Here is a 12,966-nt window from a genome sequence, read left to right as displayed (position 1 = left end):
ATTGACCCGATGGCCATCGTCGCCTTTCTTTACGGTGCCGCTATCGTCCTTTTGCTGATTGCAGCAGTGGTTTGGGCAACATCTCGGCAGTTCAATGTGGAGACCGAGACGCAGATCGGCACCTCGCCAGAAGAGCCCTCCGAGACCTCATCCGTTCCCATTTCCATTGTGGAGCAGCTAGAGCGCCAATACCGCAACAGCCCTTCCTAGCGTCCCCACCCTTAAGTTATTCTTCGAGAAGCCTCTGAAAGTCCTTGAAAAGACGGGTTTTTGAGGATCCCTGAGGGCGCGATCAGTGTCTTTGCTGGCCGAAGGTCGGCGTTTTCTTCCCTGAATCATGGTTGTCAAGTCTCCGCCACCCATTGTCTACATCGTCCTGGGTCTATTGCTACTCTGGGGCGGTCATCGTGCTTGGCGGGCGGGCTATGTTCGCTGGCCGCAAGGGATCCCTCTGCCTCAGGTGTCGCTGCCAGGGTTGGGGGGTGGAGCACAAGATCTGCTCCTGACCAGCGGCGAGCGCACCTTGTTTGCCGATAGCAGCCCCACGGCCACGGCAGCGGCGGAGCTATTGCGCCAAGGTAACCTCAGCGCGGCCATCTCGGTGTTGGAGATGGGTCTGCAAAGCAACCGCAACGACCCAGAAGCTCGCATTTTCTTGAACAACGCCCGCGCCCAGCAGCAGGGCAGTCCCTTGAGCCTGGCGGTGGTGGTGCCCATCTCCAGCAACCCCAACCGCGCCAAAGAGACCCTGCGCGGGGTGGCGCAAGCTCAGGAGGAGCTTTTCCAACAGGGGGGAATCGGAGGACGGCTGCTGCGGGTAGTGATTGCCGACGATGGCGATAACCCTGAGCGAGCAGCAGCGGTGGCCAAAGCCCTGGTGGCGCAGCCTGAGATCTTGGGGGTGATTGGCCATAACACCAGCGATGCCACCCTGGCTGCAGCCGAGGTTTATCAGCCTGCTGGCTTGGCGATGATCTCCTCCACCTCCACCAGCACTCGCATCAGCATGCTGGGGGATGCCATTTTTCGCACCGTGCCCTCGGATCAAGTGGCTGGCACACAACTGGCCCGTTATGCTCTCAACACGTTGCGGTTGCAAAGGGTGGCCATCTTCTACAACCCCAACAGCGCCTACAGCTCCAGCCTGCGGGACGCCTTTGCCTCCACCCTGACCAGCGAAGGGGGCATCGTGCTGGCGGAGTTCGACTTATCGGCGTCGGACTTCAACCCCCAGGCCAGCCTGCAAAGGGCCGTCGGCCAAGGAGCCCAGGTAGCTTTTTTAGCTCCCACGGCTTCCGTAGCCGAAAAAGCGCTGGCCGTAGCCCGCGAGAACGCTGTAGCTGGTAAGCCCCTTGCTCTTCTGGGCGGCGATGTGCTCTTCAGCCTCACCACATTGCAAGAAGGGGGAGCAGCGGTAGAGGGCTTGGTGGTGGCGGTACCCTGGCATCCCCAGGTGCCGCGCAACCGCGGCTTTGCCCAGAAGGCAGCCCAGCTCTGGGGAGGGCAGGTGAGCTGGCGCACCGCTCTGGCTTATGATGCCACCCGGGTTTTCTTGCAAGCTTTCAGCCAAGGAGCCACCAGCCGCAACGCTGTGCTGGCCCGTTTGCAGGATCCCAACTTCCTCCTCCAGGACGGGGCTTCGGGAGAGGTGCGCTTTTTGCCCTCCGGCGACCGCAATGCTCCCTATGTGCTGGTGCGGGTTGAGCCCGGCAACCGCTCCGGTACCGGCTACGATTTCGTGCCTCTCCCCTAGGGATCCCGGCAGGCGCTACAGTGGGGGATGCTCTCAATCTCCTCAGAATCGAATGGATCCCATGCCCACTCGGATCACAGCCTGCTTTCAGGCGCTGCGCAGCCGTGGTGAAAAAGCCCTCATCCCCTACCTCACCGCCGGGGATCCCAACTTGGAAACCACCTTTGAGGCTTTGCAGGTTCTGGATCAGAGCGGCGCCGATCTTATCGAGCTGGGGGTGCCCTACTCGGATCCCCTGGCCGATGGGCCGGTGATCCAAGCAGCAGCTAGCCGTGCTCTCCGGCGGGGCGTGACCCTGGGCGCCATTTTGCAGGGGTTGCAGGGCCTCTCGCTGCAGGCCCCTCTCATCCTCTTTACCTACTATAACCCCATCTACCAGCTCGGCATTCCCACCTTTGTGCAGCAGCTGCGCCGGGCCGGCTGTGCCGGCTTAGTCGTCCCCGACCTACCCCTAGAAGAGGCTGAACCCCTGCGGGAAGCGACGCAGGCAGAGGGGATCGACCTCATCTTACTGGTGGCCCCCACCAGCCCCCCTGAGCGCATGAGGCGCATCGCCCAACACTCCAGCGGCTTTGTCTACCTGGTCAGCACCACCGGCGTTACCGGCGAGCGATCCACTCTGGAGCAGCGGCTCCCTGCCTTGCTGCAGCAGTTGCGCCAATCCACCTCCCTGCCGATTGGGGTGGGCTTCGGCATCTCTACCCCCGAGCAAGCCCGCCAGATCGCCCTCTGGGGAGCAGATGCAGCCATTGTTGGCAGCGCCTTTGTGCAGCGGCTGACCAGAGCTCCCACCCCTGCCCAGGGGCTGCAACAGATTGCCTACTTCTGCCGCGATCTCAAGGCTGCCCTGCAAGGAGTGGGAACTCTGCACCTTTGACGGCTGCAGCCGGAGCCCTCAAAGGGAATGAAACAAATATTTACATCCTTTTAGCCCCCTGCCGGCCAATTCCCTGCTCGCTGGACTCTAGAACTGGAAACTCGGCAGCCGACTAGACCTTTCGGTGTCGGCTTGTTTGTAAATCTTCACAAAATCCTCATCGCTCCCGCGCTATAAAATTGACCTGGATGCTCGGCTGTCTGAAGGTTGCAGGAGTTCTCGACCGATCTCAAACTCTGGGGCTTCAGTGGGGGAGTTTCAAGCAACCTCCACGGGATCCCCGGTTTTTGGGAAACGGATTCCGCATCCAGCAAGGCTCGGTAGCTGGCTTTTGAGAGGATCAGCCAGTCGCTCATCCTTGACTTTGGAAAAAAACAAAAGGAGATCCATTATGCAAGACGCCTTTACCCGGGTGATTACTCAGGCAGATGCACGTGGGGCTTTTCTAAGCGAACAAGACTTTGCCCGTTTGGAAGCTTTGGTGGCAGAAGGCAACAAGCGCCTGGATGCCGTCAATCGCATGACCAGCAACGCTGCCCAAATTGTGGTCAACGCAGCCCGTTCTCTGTTTGCCCAGGAGCCAGATCTCATTGCTCCTGGCGGTAACGCCTACACTAACCGTCGCATGGCTGCTTGCCTGCGCGACCTTGAGATTATCCTGCGCTACATTACCTACGCCACCTTGGCAGGGGACAGCTCAGTGCTGGAAGATCGCTGCCTGAACGGTCTGCGAGAAACTTACATTGCGCTGGGGGTGCCCACCAGCTCCATGGCCAATGCCATTGCGGCTATGAAGAGGGAAGCTCTGGCCAAGATCATGGATCCAAACGGCATCACCCCTGGCGACTGCTCAGCAATCCAAAGCGAAGTGGCCAGCTACTTCGATAAGGCGGCTGCTGCCATTCTGTAAGGTATCTCGGTTTTTGGCGAGGGTCAGTTTCTTTCATAGCCAGCCGGGAATCTAACGGGGCAGTAAAGGAGCTGCCTGTTGGTTGCTTTTACTAACAGTCAACGTATTGAGGAGTTGCAAATGAAAACCGTTATCACCGAAGCAATTGCCGCTGCTGACAATCAAGGGCGCTTTCTCAACGCCAGCGAGCTGCAGGCGGTGAGCGGTCGCTACCAGCGGGCTGCTGCCTCCCTAGAAGCGGCTCGGGTGTTGACCCAGAACCAGCAGACGCTGGTGCGCGAAGCGGTGCAGGAAGTGTTCAAGCGCTTCCCCTACTTGAGCCAGCCGGGTGAAATGGGGCATGGCGAGGTCTTCCAGGCCAAGTGTGCCCGTGACATCGGCTACTACCTGCGCTTTATCACCTACTCGCTGGTTGCCGGTGGCACTGGTCCTCTCGATGAATACCTGGTGGCCGGTCTGCGGGAAGTGAACCGCGCTTTTAACCTTTCCCCCAGCTGGTACATTGTGGCTCTGCAACACATGAAGAGCCGTGCTCTGGGCATGCTGAAGGGCCAAGCGGCCAATGAAGCTGCCATCTACTTCGACTACGCCATCAACGCCCTTAGCTAGGGGAGGCTAAGCTAGGGCTCCTTAGGCAGGAGGGCAATTCCTTCTAGCAGTTTGCCTGGCAGGCAGCAGCCTGGAGAAAGCCGGGTTGCTTGCCTGCAGGCTCAAGCCAGAGGGAAAGCATTCCTAAACTTGCTGCAAAGCAGCTTGATAGCGCTTTGGAAAAGCTCCTTTTTGCCCATGCGACTTTGATAAGCGGGAGTGTTAACAGCGGGGGAAAGCCATGTTTGGTCAAAGCACCAGCAGCCCGGAAGCTCTAACGGAAGCCGGTAGCCGGGTTTACAAGATTGAGTACACTGGCCTCCTTAACCCGCCCGATGCCCTGACCACCTCAGCGAAGGTACGCCGCAGCACTGCTACGCTTACAGTTCCCTACAGCCGGCTGTCTGCTGAGATGCAGCGCATTCTCCGGATGGGTGGCAAGGTTCTCCGGGTTACTCCTCTTACGGGATCTCCTACTTCCCAGTGAAGGATCTGGCTGCGCTGGAGCGTGGCTCTGGGCAAGCAGTCGTTGAGAGAGCTGCCCTAGTTACATGAACGGTTCGGCAACAGCTCGCATAGCCTCCAACACGGCGGTGCTGCCCCAGCAGCTTACCTGGGAGCAAGCAATAGCTTGGCTGCAAGGAGACGATCCGCAGGATCGCTACTATGCAGCCTGGTACCTGGGCACGACTCGCGAGGCGCGGGCAGTGGAGCCTTTGCTATTGGCGCTGCAGGACGAGCGGGATCGCACGGCGTTGGGAGGCTATCCGCTGCGGCGTAGTGCCGCTAAAGCTCTAGGGCAAATTGGCGATGTCCGGGCGGTACCTGGGCTAATTGAGGCGCTTAGCTGTAGCGATTTGCTGGTGCGAGAAGAGGCGGCCTACGCTCTAGCCCAGTTGGGAGATAAACGGGCGGTGCAGCCTCTTTTAGCTTTGTTAAGGTCGCAAGAGGAGCAGCCTTGGGAGGCTTTCATTGAGGCGCTGGGCCACCTCAACGCCACAGAAGCGGAAGCAGCCATTCGGCCCTTCTTAGATCACCCCTCAGAAAGAGTGCGCTCGGCAGCAGCTTGGGTACTCTATCGCTTTACCCAAGCGGAGGAGCTGACCCAGATTTTGGTGGCGCTGCTAGCCCACCCTAACTTTAGCTTGCGCCAGGCGGCCCTCTTTGATCTGGCTGAATCGGGCTGGCTAGCGGGGGCATCCCTGCTGGCAACCGCCAACGTAGCCCTCAACCTGCGCCTCAATGCTTTAAAGCGGCTGTTTGACGTGGCCTTGCAGTTGGGGTGGGTGCCGCCAGATCAGGTGGCAGCGGCAATTATCCCCCAGCTGGACAAGCTGTTTTAGACCTGGAACCTCTAACCTTACTACCTTAGCTTCTAGGCTGGTCATGTCCTCTTCATCAGCTGCACAAGGGCTTCCTCCTGCTGTGGCCCAACTGGCTACCCAGCTGGAGCAGGCCACTTCAGAGGCAGAGCTGCTGGGGGTGGTGCGAGCCCTGGGATCCCTAGGGCAGGTAGAAGGGATCCCCCTGCTCATTCGCGCTTTTGGCTTCAACCGTCCTGCTGTAGGGGAGGCGGCTCTGGAGGAGGTGCTGCGCTTTGGAGAAGCGGCAGTACAGCCCTTGCTGGCCAACATTGACGGCTTTGACTACGGGGCGCGGGCCTACTCGGTGCGAGCTTTAGCCCGCATTGGCCATGGGGATGCCTACCCCTTTTTGGTCGAGGCCATTGTGGCCGATTTTGCCCCCAGCGTGCGGCGGGCAGCAACGCGCGGGCTGGGACGGGTGGCTGCCCAGCGACCCCTGTCCGATCAAGAGCAAGCTTTGCAGCTACTGCGGCAATGCCTGGGGGATGCCGATTGGGGAGTGCGCTATGCCGCCGTTGCAGCCCTAACGGATCTAGCCCGCCTGGGAGAACTTTCTCTGCGAGCTGCTGCCGAGGCAGCCCTTCAGATAGCTTTGCAGGATGCGGATCCTCTGATCCCTCTCCGCGCTCGCCTAAGCCAGCAGGAACTGGCTAGGGAGGCGTAGGCTCTCTTCTTTGTTGTTTGTTTCTTGTTAGGAGCACAGCCTATGTCTCTTCCGTTGATTGCCGATCGCCCCACTACGCAAAACGAGCGGGTAAACCGCTACTTTGTACCCAGCGACGAAACTCCGCCCGTCTACCGCCCCGATGACCCGGCGGGCATTGAGAATGTTATCCGCGCCGCCTACCGCCAAATCTTCAGCGAGCACCTGATGCTGGAGAGCTACCGGCAGAAAGCGCTGGAATCCCAGCTGCGCAATGGAGCAATTTCGGTAAAAGAGTTTATCCGGGGCCTGGGCAAGTCGGAGGTCTACCGCGACTTGGTCATGGTTCCCAACGACAACTACCGCTTCGTTGAGATCACCTTCCAGCGCTTCCTGGGTCGGCCCACCTACAGCCAAATGGAGCGCATCAAGTACTCCATCATTCTGGCCACCCGCGGCCTAGACGGCTTTATCGACGCCATTGTCGATAGCGAGGAGTACGACGCTGCTTTTGGGGACGATGTGGTGCCCTACCAGCGCCGCCGCCTTTCGGAGAAACCGACCAACTTGGTTACCCCCCGCTACGGAGCCCGTTGGCGGGATATCTCCGGCGTGAGGCCCTCGGCTCGGGAGGTGGTGCGCACCTATCGGGTTGTTCGCTTGCCTAAGCCCGGCGATCCGGAGAACTTCCTCAACATGGCTCGCATGCTCAACCCCAAGCCGGCAGCGCGGCAAAACATTAGCGTCTTCGATCTGAAGATCCCCGACATGACCACCAACCGTCGCTAGCCCTAGACAAGCTCTCTAGGACAATTGCTTGCGGGACTGCCGAGCCGATGCTCCGAGGCTGTTTGGCTGGGGGGCTCGGCAGTTCGGTTGCGGCAAGATTCGTTATAATCTGGGTGATGCTTCTTAACACTTGGGCTGCATGAGGAATCCCGTTGTGCGAGCTTTTTTCGTCGGCAAAGCAGTGGCCGATGTTCTGCGCGAGCGTTGGGAAGGCGCTCTTGCCGACCTTGCTGCGGAGGTGGGCAAGCTATGGGCAGAGCTGCAGGAGGGCTGGCAGACTTTTGCCCAGGATGTCATGGCCCGAGCTGAGGCGGAAGCATCGCTAGCTACCCAAGAAATGGCCTCGTCCACCTACAAGGTGGAGGATTTGCAGGCAACTCTAGATGACCTGCGGGCCGAGGTGGCGCAGCTACGCTCTGAGTTGCAGAAGTACCGGAATCGAAACGCTTGAAGGCAAGCACAGCAAAGGGATCCAAGCCTGCTAAGCCCTATACCGCCTACCGGTGGGCCCGAGAGAACTACAGCCGCTGGGGCCGTCTTTTCGACATCTGGCGCTTTGTGCTGACCTGGCTCTTCTATCTCTGGCTGGATCAGCAGGCCTGGAGCTATGGGGGGCAGCCCACGCCAGAGCGAAAGGCTAAACGCCGCCGCGCCCGAGCCATTTGGATCCGCGAGACGTTGCTCCACCTCGGCCCTACCTTTATTAAGGTGGGGCAGTTTTTCTCCACCCGCGCCGATCTCTTCCCCTCCGAGTACGTCGAGGAGCTGTCCAAGCTGCAGGATCAGGTGCCCGCCTTTGGTTACGAACAGGTGGCGACCATCGTGCAGCAGGAGCTCGGCAAGCCCATTGAGCAGATTTACAGCTACTTCGATCCCACCCCTTTGGCGGCAGCCAGCTTGGGGCAAGTGCATCGCGCCAAGCTAAAAAGCGGCGAAGAAGTGGTGGTGAAGGTACAGCGGCCGGGCTTGGTGCAGCTATTTACCATTGACCTGGAGATCGGTCGCGGCATTGCTGAGTTTTTTCAGCACCACACCCCGTGGGGTGGAGCGGGCCGCGACTGGATTGGCATCTACGAAGAGTGTCGCCGCACCCTCTGGGAGGAGGTGGACTATCTCAACGAGGGCCGCAACGCCGACACTTTCCGCCGCAACTTTCGCGACGTGCCCCAGATTGCTGTTCCCAAGGTGTACTGGCGCTACACCTCCCCCCGTCTGCTGACATTGGAATACCTGCCAGGGATCAAAATTAGCGACTACGAGGCGCTGAGCGCGGCGGGATTGGATCGCAAGGCTTTGGCCCGCTTGGGGGCGGAGGCCTATCTGCGGCAACTGCTCAAAGACGGCTTTTTCCACGCCGATCCCCACCCCGGCAATATTGCCGTCAAGCCAGATGGCACGCTGATCTTCTACGACTTCGGCATGATGGGGCGCCTTCGTCCCGGCATCAAGGAAAAACTGGCAGATATGCTAGCAGCAGTGGTGGCCAAGAATGCCGACCAGGTGGTGGCCCTGCTGGTGGAGCTGGGTGTTCTAGTACCCACTGCCGATCTGGCACCAGTACGCCGCTCGGTGCAGTACCTTCTGGATCACTTCCTAGACAAACCCTTCTCCAGCAAGCTGGACGAGATCTCGGTGGCGGCCATCAGCGAAGACCTCTACGAGCTGGCCTATGAGCAGCCGTTTCGCTTCCCCGCCACCTTTACCTTTGTCCTGCGAGCCCTCACGACCCTGGAGGGGCTGGGAAAAGGGCTGGATCCAGAGTTTAACTTTATTGAGGTGGCCAAGCCTTTTGCAGAGGAGCTCATGAACAGTAGCCACCCCGAGAGGGAAACCCTGCTGGCTCAGGTCAGCCGCCAGGCGGTAGAGTTTACCAGCACCAGCCTCAGCCTGCCCCGCCGCCTGGAGACGGCCTTAAGTAAATTGGAACAGGGGGAGCTGCGCCTGCGGGTTCGCTCCATTGAGACGGAACGCCTGCTGCGTCAGCTCAACTCGACGGGCTGGGGCACCACTTACGCGGTGCTGTTTGCAACTTTTTTTCTTAGCGCCACGCAGCTATTTTTGGCTGGGCATGCTACTTTAGCGATGGTCACCCTGGCCTTGGCTGTCTTGGCCGCCGCGGCGCTGCTCAGGGTACTCTTAAAGGCAAAGGAATTGGATCGGCTGAGGTGATGCGACGCTATGCTGGCGCTACGGATCCGGGCAAGGTTCGCAGCGGCAATCAGGATGCTTACTACTGCGATCCGGAAGGTCGCTACTTCATCGTTGCCGATGGCATGGGTGGACATGCAGCAGGAGCCGTAGCCAGCCAGCTAGCAGTTGAGACCATTCGAGCCTATTTGGATCGAGGCTGGGAGATGGTGCCGGCGCCCAAGCTCCTCAGCGAAGCAGTGGAAGCCGCCAACGAGGCCATTCTCAAAGATCAGCGGGAAAACCCGCAACGGGCAGACATGGGCACCACTGTGGTGGTGGCGATGGTGGATCCCAACAACAATTGCTGGAGTGCTCACATCGGCGACTCCCGCCTCTACCGCCTGCGCGGATCCCAGCTGCAGCAGATGACGGAAGATCACACGCTAGTCGCCCGCTCGGTTCGCCAGGGGGAGTTAACCCAAGAGCAGGCCCGCATCCACCCCTGGCGGCACATCCTTGAGCGCTGCCTGGGCCGGCCTGACACAGGGCCACCTGCTATCCAACCCATTACCCTGCTTCCTGGGGATCGCCTCCTGTTGTGCAGCGATGGACTAACCGAGGAGCTGGACGACGAAGTCATTGCCGAATATTGCTTGAAGGTGCCAGACCTGGAGCAGCTTGTCCTGGAGTTAATCGAGGCAGCCAAAGAGCGAGGGGGTCGGGACAACATCACGGTCGTCATTGCCGAGTACGCGTGACGTCCTCCCCTCAATGAAGGTTGGCCTTACCCCAAAATCCAACGAGTGGGAGCTGCGCTGGCAGTGAAAAGCAGGGGCTTGCCAGTCATCTCCCCAGCAAACCCCTACTCGTCGAAAACAGCAGCCCAGTCTTTAGCTCTTCGGCTCAAACACCTTCAAGTCTACGATCTTCCCGCCCTTGAAGGTCCAGTGGGCAAAGGTTCCGGCTACGTCTCCCTTTTCATCGAAGTCCAGCGAGCCAGAAGCGCCAGTGTAATTGATGTCTTCCCCTTTCTTCAGCAGCTCCACCGCCTTGGCCCACTCGCCAGGCAGGATTTCGGTGCCAGGGGGATTGGCCACTTGCCGCAGGGCATCGCGGATAGCAGTGCCATCGGTGCTGCCCGCTTTTTGGATGGCCAGAGCCAGAAGGAAGGCAGCATCGTAGGCAGTGTCGATGTAGGGAGTGGGGGGCACTTCCCCGTAGGCAGCTTTGTAGGCTTGAACAAAGCTCTGGTAAGCCTTGGTGTCAGTGCGGGCCTGGGGCGAAGTGCCAATGGATCCCTCTAGCTTGTCTGCCCCCACCTGGGCAGCCAGATCAGGAGAGCGCATGCCGTCTGTTAAGACAAAGCGCTTAAATAGCCCCCCTTCCAAGGCTTGCCGCAAGATAACCGCGCCGTTTTCTGGATAGCCAATGACCACCAGCGCCTGGGGGTTCCCTTCCTTGAGCTGATCCAGCTCGCCGCGGTAGGAAGCTTTGCCTGGCTCGTAGGGGACGGCCTTGGTGATCTTGCCCCCCCGCTTCTCAAAGGCAGCCTTGAAACTGTCGGCTAGACCCTGGCCGTAGTCGTTGTTGATGTAGATAACAGCCAGGCGATCCAGCTTCTCTTCACGGGTAATCTGCGCTAGGGCTACCCCTTGGAAAGCATCGGAAGGAACGGTGCGGAACAAAAAGTCATTGTCGTCCAAGGTGGTGATGGTGGGCGCGGTAGAGGCCGGTGAAATTTGCGGAATCTTGCTGGGAACCGTGACTGTCGTGGCCACCGGAATGGTAACACCACTGCCCAAAGCGCCAACAATGGCGGCCACCTTCTCCACGTTCACTAGCCGCTTGGCCGCATCAATAGCCGGCTGCGCTGAAGTTTGGTCATCCGCCTCCACCACTTGAATTTGAGATCCAAGGACGCCGCCAGCTTCGTTGATCTGCTTGAGGGCCAGCTTGATGCCCTTGAGGCAGTTCTCCCCATAGGCCTGCAGGTCGCCCGTCAAAGACAGCAGCGCTCCTATCTTAATCGGGGCTTTGGCTGCTTGCTGAGCTGTGCTTGGCAGCAGGGTGGTGGCCAGTGCTGCTGCTGTCAGGGCTGCCGCCGTCGCGAAGGCCCGCCGGGTCAGTTTGTGCATGGGAGACATAACCAAGAACCTCCAATGAGCTCCAATGAGGGAATAAAACTGCAATTCTCAAAGGTCGATGGTATAGAAGTAGACGTTAGCCCACCTCAAAGGGTTCCCTCCAAGAGCCAACCCAACCCCTGCCAGGGGGCTTCTTGGCAAGCCTATCGGCGAGTTTGGTTAAATAAGCTTCTTTACCCTACGACGAAAGCTCATAAAATAGTGAATCTACTAGGGAATGGAGCTTTCCCAGGGTAGCGGTGTGATCGTTATTGACAACATCTCCAAACAGTTTGGCGGCGTCAATGCCCTAGATCACTGTTCCTTCCGCATCGAAGCTGGTCGGATCACGGGCTTGATTGGTCCCAACGGGGCGGGGAAAACAACTCTTTTCAACATCATTGCCGGTTTTATTCGGCCCAATAGCGGACGCATCTGGCTAGATGGGGAAGACGTCACGGGCTTGCCTCCCCACCAGTTGTTTCAACGTGGGCTGGTGCGCACCTTCCAGATCCCGCGGGAGTTTGGCCGCATGACCGTTCTGGAAAACTTAATGGTTGTTCCTCCCCATCAGGCTGGAGAAAACCTATTTAACGCCTGGTTCCGCTGGCGGCGAGTACAGCGGCAGGAGCGCCAGCTTCAGGCTCGGGCTGAAGAAGTTTTGGAACGGCTCAACCTCATCCACCTGCGGGATCAACTGGCAGTCAACCTTTCGGGCGGGCAAAAGAAGCTGCTGGAACTGGGACGCACCCTGATGACCGATGCGCGGGTCATCCTCTTGGACGAGCCGGGGGCTGGGGTCAACCGCACGTTGCTGGCAGACCTAATCCGCTTTATTGAGTACCTCAACCGCGAGCGCGGCTGCACCTTCTGCATCATTGAACACGACCTGGATCTGGTGACCCGCCTTTGCCACCACGTGGTGGTCATGGCGGGGGGAAGGGTGTTAACCCAGGGACCCATGCAGGAAATTCGGCAAAACCCTGCCGTGCGCGAGGCCTATTTGGGATCCATCGCTTTAGCAGATGCCCTCAGCTCGGAACCGGCCTCCACCCTCTCGCCGGAGGGATCCCCGCCATGACTCCTTTGCTCGAGATTCAAGATCTCTATAGCGGCTACCGCGGCGTGGACATCCTCAAAGGGATCCGCCTCAAGGTCAACCCGGGGCAAATCGTGGTGATCATCGGCCCCAACGGAGCAGGCAAATCGACAGTGCTTAAATCCCTCTTTGGGTTGGCCACCATCCGCTCGGGCCGAGTGCTGTTCCAAGGTTCTGACATCACGCATCTTGCTGCCGAGCAACTGGTGCGGCGGGGGATCGGCTTTGTGCCTCAGACCAACAATGTCTTTCCCTCCCTCACCGTCGAGGAAAACCTGGAGATGGGAGCCTTTATCCGGCGCGACGACTACACTGCCCAACGGGAGCGGGTTTACGAGCTGTTTCCGCCGCTAAGGGAAAAGCGAAAGCAAGCGGCGGGATCCCTCTCCGGCGGGCAGCGGCAGATGCTAGCCATAGGGCGGGCGTTGATGGCGGAGCCGCGACTGTTGTTGCTGGATGAGCCGACAGCCGGCCTGTCGCCGCTGTATGTCGAGCAGACCTTTGCCCTCTTGCAAGAAATCAACCGCCTTGGCGTCAGCATCCTGATGGTGGAGCAAAATGCCAAGCAGGCCCTGAGCTTAGCGGACTGGGGCTACGTCCTCTCGATGGGAGAAAACCGCTTTGAAGATACTGGCCCCAACTTGTTGCGCAATCCCCAGGTGCTGGAGCTGTTTTTAGGGGGCTGAGGCA

15 protein-coding genes are annotated in these 12,966 nt (G+C 59.3%); 14 read left to right on the top strand and 1 reads right to left on the bottom strand.

Features of this window, described 5'->3' with window-relative positions; genetic code table 11:
* Nucleotides 1-9 precede the first annotated feature (9 nt).
* From NW812_RS01110 to NW812_RS01055, 12 genes are all read left to right on the top strand, one after another.
* Entirely contained in the window at nt 10-210 is a 201-nt protein-coding gene (locus tag NW812_RS01110) for a hypothetical protein (RefSeq protein ID WP_414393292.1), read from the top strand.
* Nucleotides 211-337: 127 nt separating this feature from the next.
* A complete protein-coding gene (locus NW812_RS01105; RefSeq protein ID WP_414393290.1) occupies nt 338-1,753 on the top strand; it encodes an ABC transporter substrate-binding protein in 1,416 nt (471 codons plus the stop codon).
* 61 nt (nt 1,754-1,814) lie between these two features.
* Nucleotides 1,815-2,630: a tryptophan synthase subunit alpha gene (gene trpA / locus NW812_RS01100; RefSeq protein WP_414393288.1), complete on the top strand. Its 816-nt coding sequence runs from the start codon at nt 1,815-1,817 to the stop codon at nt 2,628-2,630.
* A gap of 391 nt (nt 2,631-3,021) precedes the next feature.
* Nucleotides 3,022-3,540, top strand: a complete 519-nt coding sequence (locus tag NW812_RS01095) for a phycocyanin subunit beta (RefSeq protein WP_414393286.1) — start codon at nt 3,022-3,024, stop codon at nt 3,538-3,540.
* Between the two features lie 120 nt (nt 3,541-3,660).
* Nucleotides 3,661-4,149, top strand: a complete 489-nt coding sequence (locus tag NW812_RS01090; RefSeq protein WP_414359365.1) for a phycocyanin subunit alpha — start codon at nt 3,661-3,663, stop codon at nt 4,147-4,149.
* Nucleotides 4,150-4,369: 220 nt separating this feature from the next.
* Complete coding sequence (locus NW812_RS01085) at nt 4,370-4,615, top strand: phycobilisome linker polypeptide (RefSeq protein WP_414393284.1); 246 nt, start codon at nt 4,370-4,372, stop codon at nt 4,613-4,615.
* 64 nt (nt 4,616-4,679) lie between these two features.
* Nucleotides 4,680-5,471, top strand: a complete 792-nt coding sequence (locus NW812_RS01080; RefSeq protein ID WP_414393282.1) for a HEAT repeat domain-containing protein — start codon at nt 4,680-4,682, stop codon at nt 5,469-5,471.
* A 43-nt stretch (nt 5,472-5,514) separates the two neighbouring features.
* Nucleotides 5,515-6,156, top strand: a complete 642-nt coding sequence (locus NW812_RS01075) for a HEAT repeat domain-containing protein (protein WP_414393280.1) — start codon at nt 5,515-5,517, stop codon at nt 6,154-6,156.
* A gap of 42 nt (nt 6,157-6,198) precedes the next feature.
* Nucleotides 6,199-6,924 carry a phycobilisome rod-core linker polypeptide gene (locus NW812_RS01070; RefSeq protein WP_414393278.1) on the top strand — a complete coding sequence of 242 codons (726 nt, stop codon included), beginning with the start codon at nt 6,199-6,201 and terminating at the stop codon, nt 6,922-6,924.
* A gap of 139 nt (nt 6,925-7,063) precedes the next feature.
* Complete coding sequence (locus NW812_RS01065; protein ID WP_414393277.1) at nt 7,064-7,375, top strand: DUF6825 family protein; 312 nt, start codon at nt 7,064-7,066, stop codon at nt 7,373-7,375.
* Nucleotides 7,372-9,093, top strand: coding sequence for an ABC1 kinase family protein (locus tag NW812_RS01060; protein ID WP_414393275.1), 1,722 nt, complete (start codon nt 7,372-7,374; stop codon nt 9,091-9,093). The genes NW812_RS01065 and NW812_RS01060 overlap by 4 nt, the downstream gene beginning before the upstream one ends.
* Nucleotides 9,093-9,812, top strand: coding sequence for a Stp1/IreP family PP2C-type Ser/Thr phosphatase (locus NW812_RS01055; protein WP_414393273.1), 720 nt, complete (start codon nt 9,093-9,095; stop codon nt 9,810-9,812). The genes NW812_RS01060 and NW812_RS01055 overlap by 1 nt, the downstream gene beginning before the upstream one ends.
* Nucleotides 9,813-9,944: 132 nt before the next feature.
* On the opposite strand, the gene NW812_RS01050 is transcribed toward NW812_RS01055, so the two are convergent.
* The gene (locus NW812_RS01050; protein ID WP_414393272.1) at nt 9,945-11,189 is read right to left on the bottom strand and encodes an ABC transporter substrate-binding protein; all 1,245 of its coding nucleotides are present in this window, start codon (nt 11,187-11,189) and stop codon (nt 9,945-9,947) included.
* A gap of 250 nt (nt 11,190-11,439) precedes the next feature.
* Between NW812_RS01050 and NW812_RS01045 the strand changes: the two genes are divergently transcribed.
* Both NW812_RS01045 and NW812_RS01040 read left to right on the top strand, forming a co-directional pair.
* Entirely contained in the window at nt 11,440-12,258 is an 819-nt protein-coding gene (locus tag NW812_RS01045; protein ID WP_414393270.1) for an ABC transporter ATP-binding protein, read from the top strand.
* Nucleotides 12,255-12,962 carry an ABC transporter ATP-binding protein gene (locus NW812_RS01040; protein WP_414393268.1) on the top strand — a complete coding sequence of 236 codons (708 nt, stop codon included), beginning with the start codon at nt 12,255-12,257 and terminating at the stop codon, nt 12,960-12,962. The genes NW812_RS01045 and NW812_RS01040 overlap by 4 nt, the downstream gene beginning before the upstream one ends.
* The last annotated feature ends 4 nt before the right edge of the window (nt 12,963-12,966 follow it).

Origin of the sequence: Synechococcus sp. O70.2 (assembly GCF_047462135.1) — a bacterium.
Lineage (GTDB): Bacteria > Cyanobacteriota > Cyanobacteriia > Thermostichales > Thermostichaceae > Thermostichus.
Note: the sequence above shows the minus strand (reverse complement) of the source record. Positions and strands in the feature narration are given on the sequence as shown.